General features: G+C 49.7%; 22 protein-coding genes. 8 read left to right on the forward strand and 14 right to left on the reverse strand.

The window, feature by feature from the left end; genetic code table 11:
- Positions 1–157: 157 nt before the first annotated feature.
- The 6 genes from OMQ46_RS02025 to OMQ46_RS02050 all read right to left on the reverse strand — a co-directional run bounded on the left by OMQ46_RS02025 (position 158) and on the right by OMQ46_RS02050 (position 5,102).
- Positions 158–1,174, reverse strand: coding sequence for a FecR family protein (locus OMQ46_RS02025; RefSeq protein WP_266235411.1), 1,017 nt, complete (start codon positions 1,172–1,174; stop codon positions 158–160).
- Between the two features lie 157 nt (positions 1,175–1,331).
- Positions 1,332–1,865 carry an RNA polymerase sigma factor gene (locus tag OMQ46_RS02030; protein WP_266235412.1) on the reverse strand — a complete coding sequence of 178 codons (534 nt, stop codon included), beginning with the start codon at positions 1,863–1,865 and terminating at the stop codon, positions 1,332–1,334.
- Between the two features lie 151 nt (positions 1,866–2,016).
- Positions 2,017–3,642, reverse strand: coding sequence for an ATP-binding protein (locus OMQ46_RS02035; RefSeq protein ID WP_266235413.1), 1,626 nt, complete (start codon positions 3,640–3,642; stop codon positions 2,017–2,019).
- Positions 3,643–3,817: 175 nt separating this feature from the next.
- On the reverse strand, positions 3,818–4,087 hold the full coding sequence (locus OMQ46_RS02040; protein ID WP_266235414.1) for a hypothetical protein: 270 nt from the start codon (positions 4,085–4,087) through the stop codon (positions 3,818–3,820).
- 130 nt (positions 4,088–4,217) lie between these two features.
- On the reverse strand, positions 4,218–4,583 hold the full coding sequence (locus OMQ46_RS02045) for a DUF488 domain-containing protein (protein ID WP_266235416.1): 366 nt from the start codon (positions 4,581–4,583) through the stop codon (positions 4,218–4,220).
- A 6-nt stretch (positions 4,584–4,589) separates the two neighbouring features.
- On the reverse strand, positions 4,590–5,102 hold the full coding sequence (locus tag OMQ46_RS02050) for a type 1 glutamine amidotransferase domain-containing protein (protein WP_266235417.1): 513 nt from the start codon (positions 5,100–5,102) through the stop codon (positions 4,590–4,592).
- Positions 5,103–5,451: 349 nt separating this feature from the next.
- On the opposite strand from OMQ46_RS02050, the gene OMQ46_RS02055 reads away from it, so the two are divergent.
- On the forward strand, positions 5,452–5,907 hold the full coding sequence (locus OMQ46_RS02055) for a CBS domain-containing protein (RefSeq protein WP_266235419.1): 456 nt from the start codon (positions 5,452–5,454) through the stop codon (positions 5,905–5,907).
- A 52-nt stretch (positions 5,908–5,959) separates the two neighbouring features.
- Here OMQ46_RS02055 and OMQ46_RS02060 read toward each other — a convergent pair whose 3' ends face one another.
- On the reverse strand, positions 5,960–6,415 hold the full coding sequence (locus tag OMQ46_RS02060) for a MarR family winged helix-turn-helix transcriptional regulator (RefSeq protein ID WP_266235421.1): 456 nt from the start codon (positions 6,413–6,415) through the stop codon (positions 5,960–5,962).
- Positions 6,416–6,480: 65 nt separating this feature from the next.
- Between OMQ46_RS02060 and OMQ46_RS02065 the strand changes: the two genes are divergently transcribed.
- A complete protein-coding gene (locus OMQ46_RS02065) occupies positions 6,481–6,789 on the forward strand; it encodes a hexameric tyrosine-coordinated heme protein (protein ID WP_266235422.1) in 309 nt (102 codons plus the stop codon).
- A 67-nt stretch (positions 6,790–6,856) separates the two neighbouring features.
- Entirely contained in the window at positions 6,857–8,035 is a 1,179-nt protein-coding gene (locus OMQ46_RS02070) for an NnrS family protein (protein WP_266235424.1), read from the forward strand.
- Positions 8,036–8,074: 39 nt separating this feature from the next.
- Here OMQ46_RS02070 and secD read toward each other — a convergent pair whose 3' ends face one another.
- The 4 genes from secD to OMQ46_RS02090 all read right to left on the reverse strand — a co-directional run bounded on the left by secD (position 8,075) and on the right by OMQ46_RS02090 (position 13,693).
- On the reverse strand, positions 8,075–10,594 hold the full coding sequence (secD, locus tag OMQ46_RS02075) for a protein translocase subunit SecD (RefSeq protein ID WP_266235426.1): 2,520 nt from the start codon (positions 10,592–10,594) through the stop codon (positions 8,075–8,077).
- 68 nt (positions 10,595–10,662) lie between these two features.
- Positions 10,663–11,043, reverse strand: a complete 381-nt coding sequence (locus OMQ46_RS02080) for a hypothetical protein (protein ID WP_266235428.1) — start codon at positions 11,041–11,043, stop codon at positions 10,663–10,665.
- A 112-nt stretch (positions 11,044–11,155) separates the two neighbouring features.
- Positions 11,156–11,923, reverse strand: coding sequence for a copper resistance protein B (locus OMQ46_RS02085; protein ID WP_266235430.1), 768 nt, complete (start codon positions 11,921–11,923; stop codon positions 11,156–11,158).
- Between the two features lie 9 nt (positions 11,924–11,932).
- Positions 11,933–13,693 carry a copper resistance system multicopper oxidase gene (locus OMQ46_RS02090; protein ID WP_266235431.1) on the reverse strand — a complete coding sequence of 587 codons (1,761 nt, stop codon included), beginning with the start codon at positions 13,691–13,693 and terminating at the stop codon, positions 11,933–11,935.
- Between the two features lie 141 nt (positions 13,694–13,834).
- Here OMQ46_RS02090 and OMQ46_RS02095 point away from each other — a divergent pair, with 141 nt between their 5' ends.
- Both OMQ46_RS02095 and OMQ46_RS02100 read left to right on the forward strand, forming a co-directional pair.
- Positions 13,835–14,518: a heavy metal response regulator transcription factor gene (locus tag OMQ46_RS02095; RefSeq protein WP_266235433.1), complete on the forward strand. Its 684-nt coding sequence runs from the start codon at positions 13,835–13,837 to the stop codon at positions 14,516–14,518.
- Positions 14,490–15,869 carry a heavy metal sensor histidine kinase gene (locus OMQ46_RS02100; protein ID WP_266235435.1) on the forward strand — a complete coding sequence of 460 codons (1,380 nt, stop codon included), beginning with the start codon at positions 14,490–14,492 and terminating at the stop codon, positions 15,867–15,869. Before OMQ46_RS02095 ends, OMQ46_RS02100 begins: the two co-directional genes overlap by 29 nt.
- On the opposite strand, the gene OMQ46_RS02105 is transcribed toward OMQ46_RS02100, so the two are convergent.
- Positions 15,841–17,022 (reverse strand): YbfB/YjiJ family MFS transporter, encoded by a 1,182-nt coding sequence (locus tag OMQ46_RS02105; RefSeq protein ID WP_266235928.1) that lies wholly within the window; start codon positions 17,020–17,022, stop codon positions 15,841–15,843. The two genes, OMQ46_RS02100 and OMQ46_RS02105, sit on opposite strands and share 29 nt — an antisense overlap.
- A gap of 73 nt (positions 17,023–17,095) precedes the next feature.
- Complete coding sequence (locus OMQ46_RS02110; protein WP_266235436.1) at positions 17,096–18,157, reverse strand: HPP family protein; 1,062 nt, start codon at positions 18,155–18,157, stop codon at positions 17,096–17,098.
- Positions 18,158–18,299: 142 nt separating this feature from the next.
- Here OMQ46_RS02110 and OMQ46_RS02115 point away from each other — a divergent pair, with 142 nt between their 5' ends.
- Both OMQ46_RS02115 and OMQ46_RS02120 read left to right on the forward strand, forming a co-directional pair.
- Complete coding sequence (locus OMQ46_RS02115) at positions 18,300–19,259, forward strand: ABC transporter substrate-binding protein (protein WP_266235438.1); 960 nt, start codon at positions 18,300–18,302, stop codon at positions 19,257–19,259.
- Positions 19,256–22,792 (forward strand): EAL domain-containing protein, encoded by a 3,537-nt coding sequence (locus OMQ46_RS02120; RefSeq protein ID WP_266235440.1) that lies wholly within the window; start codon positions 19,256–19,258, stop codon positions 22,790–22,792. Before OMQ46_RS02115 ends, OMQ46_RS02120 begins: the two co-directional genes overlap by 4 nt.
- Here the strand turns inward: OMQ46_RS02120 and OMQ46_RS02125 are convergent.
- Positions 22,789–23,247 carry a hypothetical protein gene (locus OMQ46_RS02125; RefSeq protein ID WP_266235441.1) on the reverse strand — a complete coding sequence of 153 codons (459 nt, stop codon included), beginning with the start codon at positions 23,245–23,247 and terminating at the stop codon, positions 22,789–22,791. The genes OMQ46_RS02120 and OMQ46_RS02125 overlap by 4 nt on opposite strands.
- A 287-nt stretch (positions 23,248–23,534) precedes the next feature.
- On the opposite strand from OMQ46_RS02125, the gene dacB reads away from it, so the two are divergent.
- A complete protein-coding gene (dacB, locus tag OMQ46_RS02130) occupies positions 23,535–24,932 on the forward strand; it encodes a D-alanyl-D-alanine carboxypeptidase/D-alanyl-D-alanine-endopeptidase (RefSeq protein WP_266235443.1) in 1,398 nt (465 codons plus the stop codon).
- Positions 24,933–24,977 lie beyond the last annotated feature (45 nt).

Here is a 24,977-nt window from a genome sequence, read left to right on the forward strand (position 1 = left end):
GATGCTTCTCTTGTAGTTGCTAATACGATTGATTACCAAATACATCTAAGACGAGTTGATTCTGAACTTTCCCCCACTCAAAATGTTAAAAAATTTACTTTTGTAGCAAAAAATATATCAAGTAACTGTTTTTATTTATTTTTATCTGGGAAAGAAGTTACAAATGTAAAAAAACCAGATAGTCACTGACCCGGGTTTGTTGAACCGGTAGCGTTTCCAGTATCAACGCCAGTGCTTCGTCAGGTGCTTTGGTGGAAAAAACACCACTGACTTTGAGTGAGTTCAGCGCTTTACTGGTAATGATGATATGACCCTGACGATGGCGGTTGAGCTGATCAACGACATCAACAAGCGCAGCGTTATAGAACACGAACTGATCACGACGCCAGGCTGTGACCGCAGTTTGATCAAATTCTTTGGGGGCACTAATTCGACTGTTCGCCAGGTTGGCTTGCTGACCGGCATGAAGGGCAGCTGAGTCAGTATCGGTATTTAGCCGCACACTGCCCTCTGTGAGACTCACTGTGGTTCCTCGTCGATCAAGCCGAAGATTAAATTGAGTGCCGGTGACCTTAACCTCACCGTGAGGTGTTTGAATAATAAAAGGGCGGTTTCTGTCATGACTGACATTAAACCAGGCCTCACCTTCAAACAGCTCAACACGCCGTTCACGGTCAGAAAAGTCGATGGACAGGGCGGTTTCCGAGTTTAAAGTGACTTCACTGCCGTCGACGAGACTCACTGGCAGCTTTTCTCCCACAATCGTCACGTAATCACTACGCCATTGAGTTATCCAGCCAAGCTGCCAACCCAGACCGCTGACCATAAACAGCATCAGACAGGCAGCAATGGCAAAGTGGACAAACCGTGTCGATTTCTGCTGGTGATCGTGACGTGGCCGGTCTGTCTGTAGCAGACTACCGGACGATTGCAAAATCGCTTCTGAGTCGAAAGCTTTGACGGGTAAATCCAGTAGCCCCCAAAGCAAAACAATTTCATCAAAAGCCTGTTGATGTTTTGGATCGGCGGCTAACCAGATTTCAAACTGCTGCAGGGTCTGCTTGGCCTGAGACGATTCAGGATCATATTCCCTCAGATTAGCATGCCAAACTGCAGCCTGTTCCAGTATTTCGTCTGGTATTGCGTTCCAGCCAGTCCGGTTTGGGTCATCCATGCTGTCTCACTGCCTTTACGCTTTGATATGTGAGTAGAATAATCTCATTGTTCATAAAATTAAGACGATATGTTGAGTGGTTTTCCCCCACTCAGCCTTGAGGCTCTAGTTTGTCGTGTAATAGACGGGGTGTAAGAAAACAATCAGCAATTATAAATCAGATCTGGCGGCCCGCCTCTTGCAAACGCTTGCGGCAATGCAGCATGGCACGGGCAATATGCTTTTCAACCGTTTTGGCTGAAATGCTGAGACTGGATGCGATTTGCCGCATCGTTAGCCCTTCCCCACGATAGAGAAGAAATACTTCTCTACATTTTTCAGGGAGTTCTTCAATCGCGGTTTGCAGAATTGATAACTCCTGTCTGGAGATAACCGACTCTTCCGGTGACGGCACCAAAGAGATCTGCTGACTCTCATCGCTGCTGTCTACCGGGTTGTCCGGGGGGGAATAGGCGTTTTTATTAGTCTCACGACGTATCAGGTCAATGGCTAAATTGTTGGCCATACGATAGAGATAGGCGCGGGGATTGTCGGGGATTAATTTGTTATTTGAATTAGCACGGATCCACGTCTCCTGTAATACCTCTTCAGCCAGACTGTGAGAACCAGTTCGCTGTCTGATGTGCATCAACAACTCCTGGTAATACAGCTCCACAAAGCTGGCAAGAGAATAAACGGAAGAATCACTCATGAATGCGGTATGTGCCTGAACGGGTTACTAAGAAACGCAAAGCACTGTAAATGATAATTATTATTATCTAATAATTCAATCAGTTATTACCCAATAAGATGAGTTAGGCTGTCAAATTGAATCCCGAGATAGGAAAATAAATACTGAATAATCAGATAATTGGGAGCCTTACCTCAAACAGGCTGCCTGTCCCCAGCTGGCTCTCAACCGAGATAGAACCGCGCATCAGCTCAATAAGTTGACGGGATATCGTGAGACCAATACCGGTTCCCTCGACATGGCTATTTTCTGCTTCGAGCCGCTCAAATGGTTCAAACAACAATTCCAGGTGTTCTTCAGCAATCCCCCGTCCACTATCAGCAATCAGAATAACGGCATGACCGTCATTCGAAGTGACCTCAACCGAGACGTGACCGCCAGCCTGGTTATATTTAATGGCATTGCTGAGCAGGTTCAACAGCACCTGCTTCAGTCTGCTTTGATCAGCGAGGGCGATAACGGGGTGCTGATTGTGATGCTTCAGATGAATTTGTTTTTCTTTGGCTGCCTGGGCTATCAAAAGAAGACTTTCTTCAACAGTTTCATTCAGATCCACGGCTTTGATCTGCAATGACACCTTTCCAGATTCGACTTTAGATAGATCCAGTAATTCATTGATTAAATATAGTAAGTGCTTTCCTGATTTCAAAATTTCAGCGGCATATTTCTTATCTTCCCAGTGCCCTTGCGGATTACTCTCAATGAGCTGGCTGTACCCCGTAACAGCATTGAGCGGTGTTCTGAGCTCGTGGCTCATATTGGCCAGGAAGCGCGATTTCGTTTTGTTGGCTGATTCTGCTTTTTCCCTGGAAAGCTTGAGTTCAGCCTCAATCTCCTTACGCCAACGGATTTCACTGGACAGTTTCCAGCTCCAAAGCGCGAAGATCAAAATCAAACAGGCCGCCGATCCGGCGATGCTGATCAGTAATGTCAGGTCCGTTTTGTGTTCATAGGTGACGGCAACCCAGTTTCTTGAGATGACGTTTCGCTCCTGCTCGGTGATCGCGTTGAGCCCTTTAGTCAAAATCGCCTGCAGCATCGGCATACTATCTTTGACTGCCATGTAGAGGTTTGTGCCATAAGGCGTATCAGCGGCTATTTTGACGTTCGCAAAGCCCAGATTTCTGGCGACATAGTTGATGACCACCAGGTTACCGATATATGCGTCAACCTGACCGGCATTTAACGCTACAAGTGCCTCATCAGCGATATCCACCCGATATAACTCAATTTGAGGGTGATATTTTTCGAGAGCACGCGCGGCGGCACCGTCCTGGAAAACCGCCACTTTTTTATGATTGAGGTCATCTATGTCATGGATAATGCTGTTTTCTTCCCTCGTGAAAATAACGAAAGGCATCGCCAGGAAAGGTGTGTCAATCACTGAGTAGTGAGACTCATTGAGTTTATCCGGCGCAGCTACCGCTGACAGCATGTCTGCCGTTTCGTTGTCGGGATCTTCGGCAGATCGGACAAAACGAAAGTGGATAGGTAGTTTCTGTTCGATCTGTTTAAGATAATCAACAGAAATACCTTTGAACTGGTGATCCTTATCGAGAAATTCGACTGGTGCCCAACCATGGCTGACGGCCACAGTGACTTCAGGGTTCTGTTTGAGCCAGGCTTGTTCAGCTTCGGTGAGAAGGATTTGATTAGACGCTTGTGCTGCCAAGACCGCACTGCTGCCTGTAGACAGCGACAAAGAACAGAGCGACAGCAACAGCAATAGCATTTTCATTTAACAACCTGACCTGTTTTCGAAGCAGCGGAGGCTTTATCGGTCCTGCACCTCTACCTCTCCGTTGAGGTTGTCATGCTGCTAAATGTACCAGACAGAGTGTTCTATGTTGCCTCTATGCTGTCAAGGTCTACTGACCAGAATCAGTTCAAGCTGATGTTATTCAACTAGGCGCTCAATGAGGAAAGGTCCAAACATCCTGTTTGCGTTCGAACTTGAACAGCGTTTCATGCAACAAACGTAATTTCAATAGCGCCATCATATCGTCTGGAGGAAAGCCGCTGCGGGTGTTGTTGCGGGTCTCTGTAAACAGTGAGTCAAGGTAGGGTTCACAGAATTCACTGCCCCAGAATATCACCAGCTTTTTCGCAATATGAGGATATCTTTGAGCGATGCTGATATAGGACGCGTCCTGCTGGAGTTGTTGTATTGTCGCATTCATCATATTCACCTGATCCAGGATGACCTCAGGGCGGAACGCCCGCTTGATGGGTAAGGCTTTATGTGGTGTGAACCTGTATAGATAACCATCACCCCTCAGTGGCTTCTATTGTTTTACGAGCTATAAGCAAGTGCTATTTCATCGCGTTTATGATGGCCTGTTTCAGTATCGGCAGATGCGATTGCTCAAGGTCTTTGACCACAGAGAGCAAGGTAATCGGCTTTTTTTCTGCTAATTGAGCGACTGCTGCCATTGCCTCAGGCGCTGACTGGAGTGACTGGATATATTGCCTTTTGAACTGGGCATCACTGATTTCATCCTGATGCCAGGCTTTTCTTAGATCGTTGGGTGGACATAAAGCTTTAATCCAGTCGTCATAGTCCAGCTCGGTCTTTTTAATGCCACGCGGCCAGAGACGGTCAGCAAGCAGCCTGACACCATCTGACTTGGCCGACTTGTCATAGACTCTCTTCAGTTTGATTGTGCTTGGGTTTGTCATGACGAATCAGCTGTTGACCGGTTGTAGTTTAGTCAGTATTGCTTTGTTGAAAGCATCCAGGTCACCGGGGTGCCTTGATGTTATCAGGTTCTCATCAATCACCACGGGGGCATCAAGATATTCCGCCCCTGCATCTATCAATTCATTGGCAATTTTTTCAACACAAGTCGCCTTGCGCCCCTTCAACAAGTCAGCTGTGACCAGAATCTGTGGCCCGTGACAAATTGCAGCGACAAGCTTGCTTTCGGCGAAGAAATGTTTGGCGATATCCAGCGCCCGTTCTGACTTTCTCAAGTTAGCCGGAGCCTCACCGCCGGGTAATAGTAACAGTGCATAATCAGCCGTATTGACTTCATTGAGTGTCATCCCGGCAACTACTTCAGTGCCCTTCTTGCCTTTAATAATGCCGGTTTGCAGTGAGGCGATATCATATTCAACACCGGCCTGCTCCAGTTGCTTGAGCGGCTCGGTCACCTCGCTGTCTTCAAAGTGATCAGCACTGAGAATGATGGCTTTCATTTTTGCCTCCTTTCTCTGAAACCGCTATTTCACCCAACACCCTGTTTTGTGCAGGGAACTCAAAATCAGACTGCAAACACAGATGATTTGGATGAGTCGCTTTTATTTGTTACGGTTGGTTTGTGGCGTTTACATACTAAGACACTCATACACGCGCCATGTTCACAAAATCTGCTTTCAAAGAGACGTATGACTGGATTAAGGTCAGCAGAGAAAGCAACATCCTGCCCTGGCTGAGCCTTAGCCAGAATTGTCCCGAAAAATTTGTTGGCTTGTAATGTATCGTTCGGACTCTTTGTAAGCTCGTCAGACGAAACTCGTCTTATCAAACAACAGAGAGGTGTTCACCATGAATATTCTGGATGTTTGTCAGCACAAAGTAGCCATGTTGGAAAAAAATGAGAAAGTTCAGGAAGCCGCCAGACAGATGAAAATACATCACGTCGGTGATGTGATTGTTGTCAGTAAGGAAAACGGTCAGAACAGACCTTTGGGTATCCTGACTGATCGCGATATCGTCATTAATTTAGTCGCCGATGATGCCGACCTAAGCGCCATCACAGTAGGTGATTGTATGAGCGATGACCTGATGACGGTGAGAGACAATGCGGATATCGCGGATACCATGAAAGAAATGAGTCGGCGCGGGGTAAGGCGGGCGCCGGTTGTTGCCTCAGATGGGAGCCTCTGTGGGATATTGAGTATGGATGACCTGATTGAAGTCTCATCCAATATTCTGCGGGATATGTCTGCGTTGATTACCAGAGAGCAGGCATGCGAGGAACTCAGACAACGGCCACATTGAAATCATTGCCTTTATTCAGGGGGGAGTTTGCTCTCCCCTGTCTTTTAGCTATTTACTTACCCAGTTTGCTTTTAATTTTGTTGCATAGCGCAATCAGTTGCGATGCTTCGGCTGATGACAGCCCTGTGGCACACAATGCCTGCTGAGCTATAGCTTCAGCCTTGAGGGCAAACTCACGACCTTGCCGGCTCAGTGTGATGGCCATCGTTCGTTCATTGCCGGGCACCCTTTTGCGTTGAAGATAACCATGGTTTTCGAGGCTTCTCAGCATGGGCGTTAAAGTGGCTTTGCTCAGCCCGATGTTAGCGCCCAGTTCGGTGACTGAAACACCCTCTCCCTGCCATAGCCCCATCAACACCACAAACTGTGAATAGGTGAGCTGATGTGGCTTGAGCAACTGAGCATAAGCCTGCGTAACAATCCCGCTGGTTGAATACAACGCATAGCAGACTTGCTCTGCTAATTTCGGGCCCGGCGTGCCAGGGCTACTTAAAGAGGTACTTGACATGCATATTTATCCAGCATAACGTTAGGCTGCGAACAGTTGGTTTGCGAACATAAGGAGATAGTACCATGAAATCAATAATTTATCTGTTTCCTCTGTTAATGGCTTTTTGGTTGCCAGTCACCGCGAGTGCTGAAGAGATGAAAGCCAGTGACGACTATATGCCTTCACTGATTACCGACACCCCCTATGAAGGTCGTCAGCTTGCGATCAAGATAGTACGCAAAACTATCGGCACCATTCAGACAGACAGCGCTGCCAAGCACCGGGTCAGAGCGAAATACGCTGAAGATCCGGCACTGTTGATGAACGCTGCTGAGCTGGTGGCAATTGAATTCAAGACTATCGCTATCGCCAATGATTACTGGCGCGATTAATGGCTTTCTCCGGGCACGGTAGCTATCAGCAACCTGCCCGGAGCCACGCTTTCACCGGGTTGAAGCAATGACAAATAAAGAATCACAACATGCGCTGCTGGATCTGGCTTTCAGACCTTTTTTCCTGCTTGGCGCAACGTTCAGCATGATTGCATTATGGCTCTGGGGAGCGAACCTGCATGGCTGGGTAAGTCATGCATACCATGGATACAGCCAACTCTGGCATGGTCATGAAATGCTGTTTGGTTTTGTAGCGGCCATACTCGTCGGTTTCCTGCTGACAGCGGTACAGAACTGGACCGGCCTGCGCTCTGCTCATGGCAAAGTCCTCATTTTATTGATTAGCTTATGGTTACTGGGCCGATTTACGATCTGGTTCGCCGCAATGTTGCCGTGGTGGCTGATTATTGTCGTTGACAGCAGCTTTTTGCTGATTGCTGCCTGGCTGTTAGCGCGACTTTTAATTAAAAAGCAGCAGCGTCGTAACTATTTTGCCGTTGGCGCGTTGTTGTTACTGACTGCGGATAATCTGGTATTTCATTTCGCTGTTGCAGCCGGTCATTTCCAGGTAGCGACTCAGTCGCTGCACAGTGTGATTTTACTGATTACCCTGTTAATGACAGTCATCGGTGGCCGGGTGATTCCGATGTTTACCGGTAATACCACCCAGATTCCCCCGAGATCACGGATCGAGGTGCTGGATAAAGCCGGTCTTGGTCTTTTATGGGCTCTGGTTGCGATTTACATTTTCCAGTTACAGGCTTATCTGGCTGACAGTCTGCTGGCAGTATTGTTTGCGATTACAGCACTCTTTATCGCTGCCCGCTGCGCCCTCTGGCGGCCCTTATCGACTTTCAGACATGCCCTGTTATGGTCACTGCATCTGAGTTACTGGTTTATCCCACTGGGTCTGTTTTTAATTGCCTGTCACCATGCCGGCCTGGCAATCAGCTTGAGCACCGCTTTACACGCACTCACTGTGGGCGCGATGGGCGGACTGATTCTGAGTATGATATCCCGCGTTTCGCTGGGTCATACCGGCCGGCCTATAACTGCTGTGCCGGTGATCAGGCTGGCGCTGGGATTGGTACTGCTGGCCGCATTAACGCGTGTCGGGCTGGTGATATTAGCGCCCTCGCTCAGTCTCTGGGCCTGGTGGCTGAGCATGGCATTCTGGAGTCTGGCTTACGGCATTTTCCTGTATCGCTATACCCCAATTCTGATCGCACCCAGAGCAGATAGCTAGTGGAACCGGACAAAGTCCGGTTCCTCTTGATTAGCTAATTTAAGGGATTTCAGCCAATCGCTGCTGCATCTCCTCTGCAGTTGGACGCAACTGAGGCAGCCCTTTCTGCTTACGACGCTGTCCCAGAAAATACAGGATTGGCGCAGCAATAAAGACCGATGAACTGGTACCAATCACGATGCCAAATAACATCGGCAAGGCAAAACTGGCCACCGCCGAACCGCCGGCGATCCCCATCGGTAATAAAGCCAAGAAAGTCGTGACTGAGGTGAATACCGTCCTTGTCAGCGTGGATGAAATGGATTCGTTCATCAGCGTCATCATTGGCTTATCCGGGTTGGCACGCAGATTCTCCCGGATGCGATCGAACACCACCACCTTGTCGTTGACCGAATAACCAATCAAAGCAAGCAAGGCCGCGACTGCTGTCAGATTAAACTCCACCCCGGTCAGGGCAAAAAAGCCAATGGTTTTGGTTAAATCCAGCGCAATCGTTAGCGTTGCCGCAATGGCAAAATGCGATTCAAAGCGAATCGCCAGATAAGCCAGCATGCCGAATCCAGCCAGCAAAATGGCCAGAATCGTATCATCGGCAAAGCCGCTGCTGACCTTGGGTCCGACCATATCCACTTTGGGAAACGCAGCATCAGGCTGCACGCTCTGAACCGCTGTTTTCAAGGCATCGACTTGTGCCGCTGTCGCTGCCGGGGCCTGATTTTCGGCCGGCAATCGGACCAGAAGCTCACCCAGCTCTGCCGACTCCTGAATCGAGGCCTGCGCCATAGCATGGTTTTGCAGCGTAGCGCGTAAGTCTTCCACTGAAAGCTGACTGGCGTGAACTTCAACCAGCGTGCCACCGGTAAAATCAACACCGTATTTCAAACCCGGCTGAAAAAACAGCATAATGGCAGCGAGCGACAATAAAGCCGATACAGTGAGCCCCACAAACCGTCCCCGCAGGAAATCCAGCGAGCGGCTGCTCAGTTTATCAAGCAAAGCAAAACCATTAATCTCCAGAGGTTTTTTCTCACGGCCTTTGATTGACCACTCCATCAACAAACGGGTGACGGCAATCGCGGTAAACATCGAGGTCAACAGACCGATACCAATCGTCACCGCAAATCCCTGTACCGGCCCGCTGCCAAACATGAACAGCAGACTGACCGCAATCAGCGTCGTCAGGTTAGAATCTAGAATTGTGGTGTAAGCTTTGTCAAAGCCTTGATGAAGGGCTTTCCAGGCTGATTTACCATTTCTGGATTCCTCGCGGATCCGCTCGTTAATCAGAATATTGGCATCAACCGCCATCCCCAGGGTCAGAATGATGCCGGCAATGCCCGGCAGGGTTAAGGTGGCACCCAGCAGACTCAATATGCCAAACACCAGCCCCATATTGATAGCAAGACTGACGCAGGCGATGAAGCCCCAGCGGCCGTAAATACTCATCATGAATAAAATAACCAGGGCCGCGCCAAATAGACCGGTGGCCAGCCCCATGGCAATGGCATCACTGCCGAGATCGGGGCCGACACTACGCTCTTCCATTACCAGGAGTGGCACCGGCAAAGCGCCGGCGCGAAGCAGCAAGGCCAATTCGGCTGCTTCCTGAGTAGTGAAGCTTCCGCTGATTTCGCCACTACCGGCAGCAATTTCATTTCGAATGACCGGCGCAGTAATGACTTTGTCATCAAGTACGATAGCAAGTGGCCGACCGATATTGTCACGCGTCATCTTGCCAAACAGTTTGGCGCCCTCATTATCGAGTTTGAAAGTCACCACCGGTTCACCACTGTCCGGATTAAAGCTGGCCTGCGCATCACGGATATGCTGGCCTTCCATTGCAATCCGTTTTTCCAGTCTGAACTGTTGTTGGCCGTCCTGTGCCGGAAGAGACAGGGTGCCCTCTTCCACGCCACCCTGAGCATCCCAATGAAAGCTCATCTTGGCTGTGGTGCCGAGCAGCTGACGAATCTCAGTGGGATCGGCGACCCCGGGCATTTGAACCAGGATGCCAGCATCGCCTTGACGGGTAATACTGGGATCGACCAGACCGCTCTCATCCAGACGCTTCCTGACCACTTCCAGACTACGCTCAACGGCATCAGCCAACACGGCTTCAGTCCAGCCTTTGTCTAGAGTGACTTGAATACCAGTAAGCTGGTTTTTAACATTAAAACGTCGGCTACCGGTTTGACTGTCACGGGCTAAAGATTCGGCAATGGCCTGAGCTTGCTGTACGGAGTCCTGACTTCTTAATGTTAAATCCAGACCGTCAGGTGTAATGACAGGTTGCTTGTAATAGATACCCGCTTCACGAAGTCGATCGGTCAGTTCATCGGCGACTGACTGGTATTGCTCGTTGATAAGTGCCTGACTGTCCGCTTCCAGCAAAAGATGGGAACCGCCCTGAAGATCGAGTCCCAGAGCCACACTGTTCTTGCTGTACCAGGCCGGTAATTCACCGGCGATTCTATCAGGCAAAAGATTGGGGAGCGCGCTCATTAAACCGAGCACGATTAATAGGCCATAAACAATGGCCCGCATAGATAAAGATTTCATGCTAATCCTCAAAATAGAGTGAATATGTGCGAAGCCAGTAGAATCTGGCGGCGCCATGGATTTCGGGATTAGCGCAGAGGTGGTGCTCTTAGATGGGGGCGAAGAAAACGACTGGCACTGGCTTTAGCAGATAAATGCCGAGTCAGTGAAGACAGTGATGAATGAAAATAGAAAAGTGAAAGCCAGACAGAAACCAGCGCCTGCCAGTCCGGTGGGTCAATATCCACGGACGACTGCCCGGACTGCTCTGTTTTAAGCCCCAGCCTCAGACCATTATCATGCAGTGCTATCTGAGTATCGAGATGGGATACAAGGCCCGTGTCAGAATGATTATTGGCCGAGTTGAAATAGGCAGCAACCGGCAATAAAGCCATCAAAAAGGCAAAACTCAGGATCCACAGCCGGGCAGCTATGTGATGAGTTAACAATCTCTGTTGCTGGAGATACATCCAAGTTCTCTGAAGGAAACCGCAGTCATCTGCGTATTGCTAATATACAGGATTTAATTCATGACCAGCGTCATTTTTCTGCCTGTGATGACCGGCTTTTAATCGAGATAAATCAGAACCAGAACCGTACCCCGGCAACAAAGCTTGTTGTGCTGTCTTCACCGCCTTCACTCTCAGCCAGATCTCTGGTGTCACCAAATAATTGTGTGGCTGTAACGCCGATGTAGGGGGCAAACTCACGACTCAGGTGATAACGCAAGCGTAGCCCGGCGGTGATGCCTGTCAGTCCTTCTGCCTGCTCGAATTCCTCTGCGTCGGAAAAAGCAAAACTGGTCTCTCCCCTCGCCTGCAGGATCAGCTTTTGTGTCAGGCGCCAGTTATATTCTGCTTCCAGATCAAGCCAGGTGTCACCTTCATCACTGAGACGAAGATTAGTGTCGATTTCGAACCAGTAAGGTGCCAGTCCCTGAAAACCAATGATGCCGTAGTAACGCTCGTGCTTGTCACCGGCGCCGAAACTGGTCTGGGTACCGATACCGGTTTGCAGGTCCCAGAAAGGACTGATTCGACGGCTGTACTGTAAGTCGAGATTTTCTATTTCACCACTGTGCTCATCATCATATTTGCCTTCCGTTTCCAGCCAGAAGCGATTCAAATCCTTGCCATACCAGGCCTGCGCATCCCAGAGCAGTTGTTCTTTGCCCTCGATACTTTGTATTTCGAAACGGTCGAACAGGAGCAGGCCATAGGCCATATCATCATGAATGGGTTTAGGCCAGCTGGGATCGGCCTGCAGGCCGATGCCGTCAGCCAGCGTCTGGTTTGTCCCCACTATCAGGGCCAGCGAAAACATCGTTGTTAAGGTTCTGGATAATGGCATGAATGACTCCTAGGCCACCGAAACGACACGGAACATGCCGGCTTTCATGTGATACATCAGATGACAGTGGAATGCCCAGTCTCCGAAGGCATCGGCGGTAATCAGGGACGACACCCGCTCACCTGGTTTGACGATAATGGTGTGTTTTCTGGGCCTCAGGTCACCATGACCGTTTTCCAGTTCCATCCACATCCCGTGCAGGTGGATCGGATGATCCATCATGGTGTCATTCACCAAAGTCAGTCTCAGGCGCTCGTCTTTATAGAATCGAATGGGGCCATCCACTTCCGAGAACTTTTTGCCGTCAAAAGACCACATGTAGCGTTCCATGCTACCAGTCAGATGCAGTTCAATTTCCCGCGCCGGCGGTCTTTTATCGGGCCAGCCATCATGGCTTTTCAATTGCGAATAGGTCAGCACCCGATGATCCACATGCTCAAAACCGACACCGGGATCATCGAGCCTGGAGGTAGGTCTATCCACTACCATGGCGGCGCCGGGTCCATGATTATCAGGCCCGTGGGAAACGGTTTCTACTGTGTCCTCAGCAGCCATCTGATGTGCATGGTGTTCTCCATGATCCATCTGCATGTCATCTTCACTGCTGTCCATCGCCATTTGACCATGCATATCATGACCGGCTCCCATTGCTTCCATGCCCCTTTCAACTCGGGGATACAGGTCAGGAATCGGTGCTGTCAGACCGGGACGCGACGCCAGCGTGGCGCTGACAAAACCACTGCGGTCCTGTGACTGGGCAAAGAGGGTGTAGGCCTCATCCACAGGCTCTACAATCACATCATAGGTTTCGGCCACGCCGATACGAAACTCATCGGTTTTTACTGGCTGAACCGGTTGCCCATCAGCAGCGACAACCGTCATTTCGAGGCCGGGTATTTTCAGGTCAAAAAATGTCATGGCTGAGGCATTGATCACCCTCAATCGGACTTTCTCACCCGGACTAAATAGCCCGGTCCAGTTACCCGCAGTCGCCTTACCGTTAATCAAATAGGCGTATTCACTGCCGGTCACATCCAGGATATCGCGCGGGCTCATGCGCATCTGTCCCCACATCGCCGATTTCTGCCAGGCTGCCTGCCAGCCCATTTTTTCAACATCATTAAAAAAGTCAGCAACGGTACGGTGATTGTAGTTGTAGTACCCCTCCGCCACTTTCAGCTTGCGCATCACATCGGCCGGGCTATCGAAAGTCCAGTCGGAAAGCAGAATCACATAATCACGATCAACGCTGATGTCATCATCCTGTTCCGGCTCGATGATCAGGGGTCCGTAATGACCTAATTGTTCCTGCATACCGGAATGACTGTGATACCAGTAAGTGCCGTTTTGCACGACCGGAAACCGATACTCAAAGGTTTCACCGGGTTTGATCCCAGCAAAGGAAATACCGGGCACACCATCCATCTGATAAGGCAGTAAAATACCGTGCCAGTGAATCGAAGTATCGACATCGAGCTCGTTTTTGACCCGTAAAACGGCTTCTCTACCTTCTTTGAGCTTGAGCAGCGGCGCCGGGATAGTGCCGTTGATGGTGATCGCCTGTGCGCTGAACTGACCGTCAATCTCCAGTGGTGTTCGGGCAATATTAAAGTCAAAAATATCAGCATTACCCTCTGCCCGCCCCGGAACCAAAGGCGTGAGCGACTGTTTGGCCATGGCCGGCATTAGAGGATAAACAGCACTCAACAATCCTGCAGATGCCAGTGCCTGTAATATTTGCCGTCTTTGCTTGTTATGATGCTGTGTCATAGTGATGTGCTTTTATGTTGATAACGCCAAGCTAGCAAACAACAGCTTTCAGCAAGGTGACGCCAACATGACAAAAATGTCATCTTGGCTTCATCAAGCTGTCAGACTCGCACTGGCAGGCTAACTGGATTTGGAACCTTTATGCGCCTGTTGATCATTGAAGATGACGAGAAAACTGGTCGATATCTGACGCAGGGTCTGACCGAGGCTTCTTTTGTCGTGAGCTGGGTTCGTCATGGCATCGATGGGTTACACGAACAGGCCAGTACCCCTTTTGATTTGGTGATTCTAGACAGAATGCTGCCGGACATGGATGGCTTGCAGGTACTTAAGCAGATACAGGCGCAGGGAACGGCACCGCCCGTGTTGTTACTGACTGCCAAAGCCAGCATCGAGGACCGGGTTACCGGGCTGGAAGCCGGTGCTGATGATTACCTGGTGAAACCCTTTGCTTTTGCCGAACTGCTTGCCCGTATCAGAACATTACTTAGGCGCGGCCAGCAGCCGATTGCAGAGTCAGTTTTGACACTCGCTGATCTGGAAATCGATCTAATCGGACGCCGGGTCTATCGCGGCGGTCAACAAATCCGGCTCACCGTCAAAGAATTTGCCTTGCTGGAATTGCTGGTCAGGCATCAGGGCCAGGTCCTGCCCCGCTCCATGATTGCCTCCATGGTGTGGGATATTAACTTTGACAGTGACACCAATGTCATTGATGTGGCAATTCGTCGCTTACGTTCCAAGGTCGATGAAGGCTATGAACTGAAATTAATTCATACTGTTCGGGGCATGGGCTATGTCTGTGATGCAACAAGCCAGGACTAAATTCAAATCCTTATCGCTGGCTGCCAGACAAACCCTGTTGTTTGCGTTGATTATGTTGATTGTAATCAGCGGTCTGGGCGTGTTTGTTGAAACGGCTATTCGCCACCATTTCAAAGTCGGTGACAATGCCGAGTTAGAGGCGATTATCAAGCGGGTTGAAATCACCCTGGAACAGGGAGGTGACAATCTGCCTCAGCGTTTCGAAGATATTCTTATTGGGCATCATCATCCTCTTCTGCTGGTAAGTGAGGCTAAGGGGCACAGGGTTTACCTGAGTGATCCGGACGCTGCTGAGTTATTGCGCTGGCAGGCTGAGGTCGCGGAGCAGCCCGTCACGCTGGAAACGGCGGATAAACGACATTATCGGCTTCGCTATCAAGGTTTTGAAACCACAAGCGGACAGTCATTTCACATTACTGCAGCCATCGCGATTGATTACCACCTCAGCTTCCTACAGCAGTTCAATCAGAGTCTGTGGCTGATTCTGTTAGCCGCGATTGTCATGTCCACCGTGCTGGGCTGGTTGGCGATTCGCTATTCATTACGACCGCTCTCGGCCATCGTGAAAAAGATTCGTAATCTGTCCGTATCGCAATTGAATGATCCGCTCGACACCAACCAGGTCCCCAGAGAACTGGCTCAGCTATCAAACTCTCTGAATGCCATGATGAGACGCATTGATGACGCTTTTCAGCATCTGGCCGATTATTCCTCAGATATCGCTCATGAACTGCGGACACCGGTGACTTCCTTAATGACCCAGACTCAGGTGGCGCTGAGTGCTGACAGAAGGTCCGATGAATATCGTGAGGTGCTCTATTCCAGCATGGAAGAGTTACAGCGCATGAGTCAGATGATCGCCGATATGCTGTTTCTGGCACAGACTGACAACACTCAGCAATTACCAGATATTGAGACAATTAATCTGAGCAATGAAATCAATAACTTATTAGAGTTTTATTCCATTCTGGCTGAAGATAAGGCAATGAATCTGTCTGCTGGGGGCGAGGCGACGCTGCAGGCTAACCGTTTGATGATAAGACGCGCTGTCGGCAATCTGCTCACCAATGCTATTCGTCACAGTCCCAAGGGAAGTTGGGTCAAACTGCACATGGCGTCTTTGCCGGACGAAGTGCAAATCACAGTATCAAATGCAGGCGGGCCGATACCAGAATCGGACAGAGACAAATTGTTTGACCGCTTCTATCGTTCCCGGGGTACGGAGAACAAAGGCACGGGCTTGGGACTGGCACTGGTCAAATCGATTGTTACGGCACATGGTGGCAGCATCTCGCTGGAATCTGACGAGGAGCAGACCTGCTTTACACTGCATTTTCCCCGTCGCGACTAATGCGGTGAATCTGCCATAAACATGCAATACCGACCGCCATGCAGGCTGCAGCCAGCCACAGCGCTCCGCTATAACTACCGGTCAGTGTTGCGATATAACCGGCAATCGCCGGTGCGGTAATCTGCGCGATGCCATAGCTGATGGTCAGTTTCGCCATCGCCTTAGCCGGGTTATGGGGAAACTTATGACCGATGAATACCAGCATCAGGCTGACAACACCGGCAAATGTCCCGCCGAACAGTATCGCCCCCAGTACATTGAGCCAGAGGCTGTTAGTCAGGGCCGGAATAATGATCGATATCAGCAGAATGCTGTAACTCGCGATTAAAGCGCTGGTCTCCCCCAGACGGTGGGAAATTTTGTCCCAGACCACACAGGACGGTACCGCGGTCAGGCCCAGGATTACCCAGATCCAGTCTCCCCAGCCCGCCAGCGCCGGCATATGTTCAAGAATCGCTACAATAAAGGTGGCGCTGACTACGTAGCCGACACCGGCACAGAAATACGCCGCAATCATCAGATTCATCCAGCTTCTGGATGGTGGTTTGAACTGGCTGTCATGCTGCTCAGCTTGTTTGACCGGCGCTGGCATCCAACGCCAGGCTGGTATAAAAAACACCAGACCGAATATACCCATCACAACCCATTGCAGCGCCCAGTCAAGGTGATGGTTCATCCAGACAATGGCCATGCCCGGAATCGCTATACCCAGCCCCAGACCGGAGAAGTGCAGGCCCAGATTACCTCGGAACTGATGACGTTTCAGCCAACTCATCACAAATCCCGCTGCGAGAATGATGCCGGCGGTGCTGGATAAGCCGGCAATCAGCCTGAACAGGCTCCATAAAACCACATGGGTAGTCATGCCCATAGCGATGGTGCTGAGCACAGCCAGGATCAAATTGAGCCTGTAGAGTTTGAATTTAAGCTCCAGATCACTGATCCAGGCAATCAGGATGACACCGAGCAGATAACCACTGTAATTAAAAGTAGCCAGCCAACCACCGGCCAGGGTCGACAGCCCTGCCTGTTCCAGCATTAATGGCAGAAACGGTGTATAGGTAAACCGCGCAATGCCAACGGTCAGAATCAGGGCACTGATACCGGCGATAATGACTTTTCGTCTGCTTAAATCTGGAGAATTAATGTTCAGGCTCTTTCAGGTCAGGTTTTTGTGCTCATCATAGCGACTGTCGTCGTTGAAATAAAAGACAGGATGACAACAGTCAGCTGATCTGTTCAGGCTTATCCGCTTTTACCCATAAGCCCCGGGTTTCCACCACTTCGTAGCGAGCCCACTGGCGGAAGGTTTCGCGTTCACAGTAACCGGTTTCATACAAGTTTTGTCCGGCCACTGTTTTATAGATGACTTTGTCCTTTCCCGGGGATTGATTGTCAGCCTCATCGATGACTTGGCGGACGCCCCACAGATTACCGATATTACCGTTGCTGTAATAGTGGCCTCGCTTAATCTCATCAGGGTGATTCACACTGTATTGTGCATGCTGCCTGGCCTGCTCCAGCAGTTCAGTCAATCCTTCCTCAGTAATATCAACGAAGGAGTCCAGTTTATGGATCGCCGCATTGAAATCCTCCGTGGTAAGGACATAATCCGATGTCGATAATTGACCAGTGTTTTCAGTCAGATGCCGTGTGTTGATATGGGCCGGATAGCGCCGCCAGGGAAAGAAAAAATTAAAGCTCATCGCAATGCCCAGTATGACGATGACATTAAGCAGTAGCGGATAAAACAGAAACTGATAACCCATATCAACAACTTCACTGCCACCTATTAGAGTTGTCAGGGCGCTGGCGCCACCCGGGGGATGGATGCAGCGTAAATAGTACATCACCCCCACTGCCACCCCGACAGCAATGCCCGCGGTAACAAAGCTAGATGGCAACCACCGTTGACAAGTTATACCGATAAAAGCGGCAGTCATATGGCCGCCAAAAACCGGCCAGGGCTGCGATAATGCCCCATGTGGCACAGCAAATAACAACACCGCCGAAGCCCCCATTGAGCTGATAATCAGCAAGCTTCCTGTAGCGCCGATATCCGTCTGTGTAATCAACCACATTGAAAACAGCACTGTCATCGCAATACCGGTCCCGGCGCCGAAAGCCGAAATCACTTTTTCAGTATGACTGGTCTGGTTGCGTTCAATGCCAAGCCATTGGGCCACGGCGTCTCGATTGGTTTTGAAGCGCATCAACTCACTCAGATTGCACAATAATGGTGCGTTATCATAACGATCCAGACCCGGTATTACCATATAAACAGGCAAAATAAATACCTATTCATTGTCACAGCTATTTCTTTTGTCGCTTTGGCTGAATTCTTGCTGCATTTTGTGCTGGATCAATGCAATAATTTTTTACTGATGCCAAACTATTAGTCAGCTAATTTTTTTATCTTCACAACGAGGAATGACTCTGAACCCTGTTTACCGCTTTCTGCGAGTTTTGTTTTTATTCGTTTTATCCGCTTTTATCACGGCCTGCAGTGACAAGGAATCAGCGCTGCGGGTTGCTACACATGTCTGGCCTGGCTACGAGTTCCTCTATTTGGGCCAACAACTGGGTTACATACCCCAAGAGCATGTGACTTTAGTCGATACCGGTTCTGCGACTCAATCAATTGAAAAGTTAAAACAAAACCAGGCCGACGCTGCCACCTTAACGCTGGATGAAGTGTTAGTTGCAAGGAATCAGGGGCTTGATTTAACCATTATTCTCATCATGGATATTTCTGTGGGGGCTGATCAATTGATAGCCAGGATGAACATTGATTCTCTGGCGCAACTTAAAGGGAAAACCATCGCGCTGGAAGAGACGGCGGTGGGCAGACTGCTATTTGCAAAAGCCACTGAAAGTGCAGGCATAAAAACGGATGCATTCACCCTCTTACCTGCCACCATTGATCAGCATGTTGATTTGTGGCGGGAAGGAAATGTGGATGCAATTGTGACCTATGAGCCGGCAGCCAGCCAGATACTACGCCAGGGAGGCCGTGTTCTTTTCGACAGCAGTCAAGTTCCGGACACCATTGTCGATGTATTAGCTGTAAGATCCGATCTGGTTGAGGAGCAGTCGGCCATGCTTCATCTTTTGGTGTCCGGTTTTTTCAAGGCCCAGAAACACTTTCTTACCAATCCTCAGGATGCCTCGTATCGAATGTCCAGCAGGCTTGATGTTCCCAGCGGTGAAGTGATGTATCTCTATCAGGGTTTGGGATTACCCAACATCGAACACAATAAAAAATTGCTATCACCAGACAACCCTCAGCTGACTCAGGTCGCTGAGAATATATTACGACTGGGGTTATTTCCTTATCATCAGGATGCAAAGCGGACCCAACAACTTTTTAGTGACGAATTCCTGCCATGACTAAAGAGCGTTTGAGCGTCGCTCTCTTATTTTTATTATTATGGCTGCCCGGTCTGAGTCAGGCAGCAGAAACCTTTCATCTCGGTATTTTTGCCTATCGCCCCGTCGAGGTTATTGAACAACGCTGGCAATACCTTGAGTCCTATCTCGAAGAACAGGTCGCTGATGCTGACTTTGTACTGCATATTCTGGAGTTGGATGAGCTGGAACAAGGGGTTCAGCAAAACCGCTTTGATTTTGTTTTTACTAACCCCCGTCACTTCATCCAGATGCGGACCAAATACCCATTATCAGGCGCTCTTGGTACCCTCGTCAGGTTGGAAAACGGTCACCCGGTTTCGGCGCTGGGTGGTGTGATTTTTAGTCTGAAAGATAGTGCTGAAATAAAAACGCTGGCAGATGTTAAGGCGCACACCATTGCCGCCCCCGGTGATGGTTTTCTGGGCGGTTATCAGGCGCCACTGTATGAACTACATCAGGCCGGCATCAATATCAATGCGCTTGATTTAGTCTTTACCGGATCGCCTCACGACAGAGTGTTGCAGGCATTACGTGATGGCGAGGCGGATGTGGGTTTTGTCAGAACCAGTGCATTGGAACAGATGGCGGCCGAAGGATTACTGTCGCTGGATGAAATTAATATCATCAATCGTCAAGCACTGTCAGACTACCCGTTCGTGACCAGCACCCGTCTGTTTCCTGAGTGGCCCTTTATCGCACTGCCGAAAGTACGGGAGTCGACTGCCCGACGTGTAGCTTCGGCTATTCTGGCGCTGGAGCCCAGCCACCCGGTCAGTCAGCAAATCGGTATTTCCGGCTTTACTGTGCCTGCCGATTATCTGCCGGTGGAACTATCCATGCGAGAGTTGGGGTTGCCACCATTTGATGTCGAAGCCGATGTCAGCCTGGTGCAGATCTGGCATCAGCATCATGAGCTTATTATCGCGCTGGTTGTCGCATCCAGCCTGATTCTGCTGTTGTTACTGGTCATTGCCAGGCAGAACTACTCGCTCAGGATCAGTGAAACTAAGGTGACTCAATATCTGAAAGAAATTGAAAAACGTCACCAGTTTCTCCGCAGTACTTTCACAGCGATTCCCGACCTGGTCTGGATTAAGGACCCGACTGGTATTTATTTAGACTGCAACAGTCGCTATGAGCGCTTTATGGGCAAAACCCGGGAGGATATTCTGGGACAGACCGACCACGCGCATATGCCTGCTTCACAGGCCAGTCAGATTGAGCTTGATGATCAACAGGTATTGCAACTCCGCATGCCCAGTATTGAGGAAGAAAAGTATTGCTTTAAATCCGATGGTCATGAAGAAGTGCTCGAAATCATCAAAACCCCGATACTCGATGCCAGCAACGATATTATCGGTATGCTGGGCATTGGTCGTGACATTACCAGCCGTAAGCGTGCTGAAGAAGCACTGCGCCTTTCACGCGAGGTGTTTGAGAACATTCTGGAAGGCATCATGGTGACGGATCGGGAAGGCCTGATCGTTGACGTCAACCCGGCTTTTAACAAAATCACCGGTTATGAACGTCATGATGTACTGGGACAGAGTCCTTCAATACTGAACTCAGGACGTCAGTCTCAGACTTTCTATGAAGAAATGTGGCAACAACTGCAAACGGTGGGATTCTGGAAAGGTGAGGTTTGGAACCGGAATAAAAATGGGGAAATCTATGCAGAGCAGCTTTCTATCTCTTCCCTGAAAGACAAACATGGCAAGATTGAATTTTTCGTCGGGATATTCTCTGATATTACCCGTAGTAAGGAACAACAAGAACAATTGAGCATGATGGCACATTACGATGTGCTTACCTCTCTGCCTAACCGCGCGCTGTTTGCTGATCGCTTCAACCAGGCGATCCTGCATAGTAAGCGGAATCAGACATTACTGGCTGTCTGCTTTATTGATTTGGATAACTTTAAACCGGTTAACGATAACTATGGTCATGAAACCGGGGATCAGTTGCTGGTCGAAGTGGCCCAAAGACTGCTGGACAGTGTGCGGGGAGAAGATACAGTATCCCGCCTGGGCGGTGATGAGTTTGCCCTGTTACTGAATGATATCAACTCTGAAAAAGAGTGTATGCGGACCCTGGATCGCATTCTTCACAACCTGGAAATGCCCTTCCTGATCAACGGTTACTCGCACTATATTTCCGCATCGATTGGCACGACGCTGTATCCACGTGATGATGAGGATGTCGACACCCTGCTCCGTCATGCCGACCAGGCCATGTATCAGGCAAAAATCGCCGGCAAACATCGTTACAATGTGTTTGATAGTTATCACGACAAAGTCGTTAGCGAAAAACAGCTGGTTCAGGATCAGGTTAAAAAAGCGCTCTATGCTGATGAATTAACCTTGTTTTACCAGCCTAAAATTATTATGGGAACAGGTGAAGTTTATGGTGTCGAAGCCCTGCTACGCTGGCAACATCCGGAACAAGGCCTGATCCCGCCACTCAGTTTTCTGCCACAAATCTCCAATACTGAGCTGGAAGTCGAAGTCGGTGAGTGGGTGATCAACCAGGCGATCCGTCAACTGCATGAATGGTCTAAGCAGGATATCGAGCTGGAGATCAGCGTTAATATCGCCTCTCACCATCTGCAGCAATCCTCCTTTGTCTCCAGACTCGCATACGCGCTCAATGAGTACCCGGATCTTAACCCTCAGCAACTGCAGCTGGAAGTATTGGAAAGCAGTGTGCTCGCTGATCTGAAGAAAATTCGTGAAACGATTGATGCTTGTCGCAACAGACTGGGCGTCAGCGTCGCTTTGGATGATTTTGGTACCGGCTATTCGTCACTGACCCATTTACGCTCTTTCTCTGCCGATACAGTCAAGATTGATAAAAGCTTTATTCAGGATATGCTCGATGATCCCAATGATTATGTGATCGTGGATGGTGTCATTGGCCTGGCCGAGTCTTTCAGCCGCAAGGTAATCGCTGAAGGCGTCGAGTCCAGAGAACACGGTCTTATGCTGCTGGCCATGGGCTGCCATCTTGCACAGGGCTTTGGTATTGCCCGCCCCATGCCGGCCGGAGACTTTTCTTCCTGGCTGAAACGATACCGGCCTGAACAAAGCTGGCTCAATTATGCTGCCAAACCCCGGTCACTGGCCGATAACAAATCCACTTTACTGAGCTTGACGTTCAAACAATGGCACGCCCGCTTTTTAGCCAGAATCAATGCTGCCGCGGATTCGAGTCTGGAGTGGCCAATCATGAACACAAGCCGATGCCACTCTGGGGTGTGGATTGAAGCCGGACAGAAAGAGCAGTTATTCAAAGCCAGTCACCTGTCGGAGCTGAGCCTGGCACATGATGCATACCATGCTAATGCCCGTGAAATTTATGCTTTATATCAGCGTGCTGAGCATGCGAGAGCCCAGCATGGGGTTAGCAGTCTTAATCAGGCCTACGAAAGAATGTTGTCTGCCATTGTCGCCTGTCAGGCTGAAGAACTGAATGCCGATAAAATCGTCGCCAGTTACTCAAGAGGCTACCTCTAGGGTTTCTGCTTGCCTTCCAGCCGCCGCTCGATCGAGGCCACCTTCTCGTAGGCCTGAGACTCATTATGGATATTTTCAACCAGACCGCGGTGAATGGCGACCGATACCGCTTCCTGATTATTGAAGCGAGCACCATCCTTGAAAATCAAGTCAACCAGTTCACGTGCCGGCATATCCAGATAAGCAGCAAGATTCTGAGTTTCCTTGGAAAAGAACTTCAACACCTCTGGATGAGTGTGTTTGACCGTAAGAATCGCCAGATTATCAATCAGTACCAGTTCGTAACGGGTTTTTTCTGAGAGACCGTTATCCTGCACAAAGCGCAGACTGGTCAGACCGGTCAGCTCGTAGAAGGCATTCTGAACTTTAACTGAAGGTGCCTGCCTGTCAGCAACCAGGACTTTGAGCCATTTCAGACGATGCCGGGCGAGGATGATGATGCTCTTTTCCAACAAAATTCGCTACCTCCCTCAAGTGTTTGTCTTGAGTATTAGAGCTGGGATCCATTGTAAAGTTTGTTGACGCCTGGTGGATAGTCTCGTGGTATTGCGCACAGAGTCGCTTCCAGATTTATCCTCAGACAACGCAAATCAGGCTAAGCAATTGATCCGGTATCCGTTCTGATTTGCTCCTCATTAAGCCACTTTACATTCCCACCTAATACTAGGAGACTCTGGCGGATAATGCCTAAGCCCATGAGGGCGGTCCTGATGATTTTGTTCAACGTTTTGCAAACCGGATTATGTTGAAATACACCTATTTTCTCTTCGCCCTGTTTTTTTCATGCTTTGCCAATGCCCAAACTCCTGCTTCAGGTCCGGGGAAATATCTCGCTGAATTACCGGCCGGTGCCGAGGCCAGTCTGCTGGTTGCTGATGCAAACACCGGTCAAACCCTATTCAGCCATGATGCCGAAACGCTGAGACCGCCCGCCAGTGTACAGAAAGTCATTACCGCCCTTGCCGCGCGCCTGCAACTGGGCAAGGAGTTTCGCTTTCACACCGATATCGAAGTCAAAGACAATGATGTTATTTTCCGTTTCAGTGGCGACCCGTCATTGCGACGCGATGACATTCGTCGCCTGGTGGCGTCATTGAAACGCGAGACGTCGATTATCCGGGGGAATGTCTATCTCAACGGCGCTGCCTTCGACGATTTTGAACTGGCAGACGGTCTGCCCTGGGACAATTTGGGTATCTGTTACAGCGCCCCTTCCAGCAGTATTTCACTGGATAATAACTGCGCGGTCGCCAAGATGCTGTTCACTGATGAAAACAAGACCCAGATCGACTTTCAGATTTCGCGCGATGCCCCCATTAATATCATTAACAAACTCGACCTGACTGATGGTCTGGAAAAGCGCTACTGCAAATTCAGATTAATGGCCGACAATACCAATCAGTACACGCTGGGCGGCTGTCTCGGCCGTCATGAAATACCCCGCTTTCTCAGCTTTGCGGTTCAGAACACCGAGCTTTACGCTGCTGAAATGATCCGCCGCGAACTCAAACACGCTGGCATTGAGTTACAGGGTAATGTCATCCGCAATGACCGAGCTTCAGGACGCATTATTGCCCGCCATGAATCAGAAGCGTTACCGGTACTGCTGGATGAAATGCTCAAGGACTCCGATAATCTGATTGCCGACAATCTCCTGAAAGCCGTGGGCCGTAGTTACTATCAGGAGCCCGGTAGCTTTGATAACGGTGTTTCGGCTACTAAAGCGGTACTCAAAGATAAAGCCGGTATTGATTTAGCCAGCGCGGCGCTGGCCGATGGCTCTGGCCTGTCTCGCAATAACCGGATGTCCGCCTCTCAGATCATGTCGGTATTGCAATATATTCATGCTCATCCTGAGCTCGAACTTTGGCAAGCCATGGCTGAAGCCGGTAAAAGTGGCACGCTGCGTTACCGCTACAGCCTGCGTGGTGACACGTTCAAAGGCAAAGTGAAAGGCAAAACCGGCACACTCTATGGCACTTTTAATATTGCCGGCATGATGACCACGGCTACCGGCACACCCCTGCTGTTCGTTCAGATAGTCACCAACTATCATCACCCGGATTACCACCGTCATGAAAAGCGGGAAATCAGAAACTTCGAGAAAAAGTTTTATCAGTCACTGTATTCGATGAAATAAGCCGTTTCTCCGGCGTCCGGGATTCGCAATCCTGTCGCCGGAGAT

Source organism: Methylophaga sp. OBS1 (assembly GCF_026319365.1).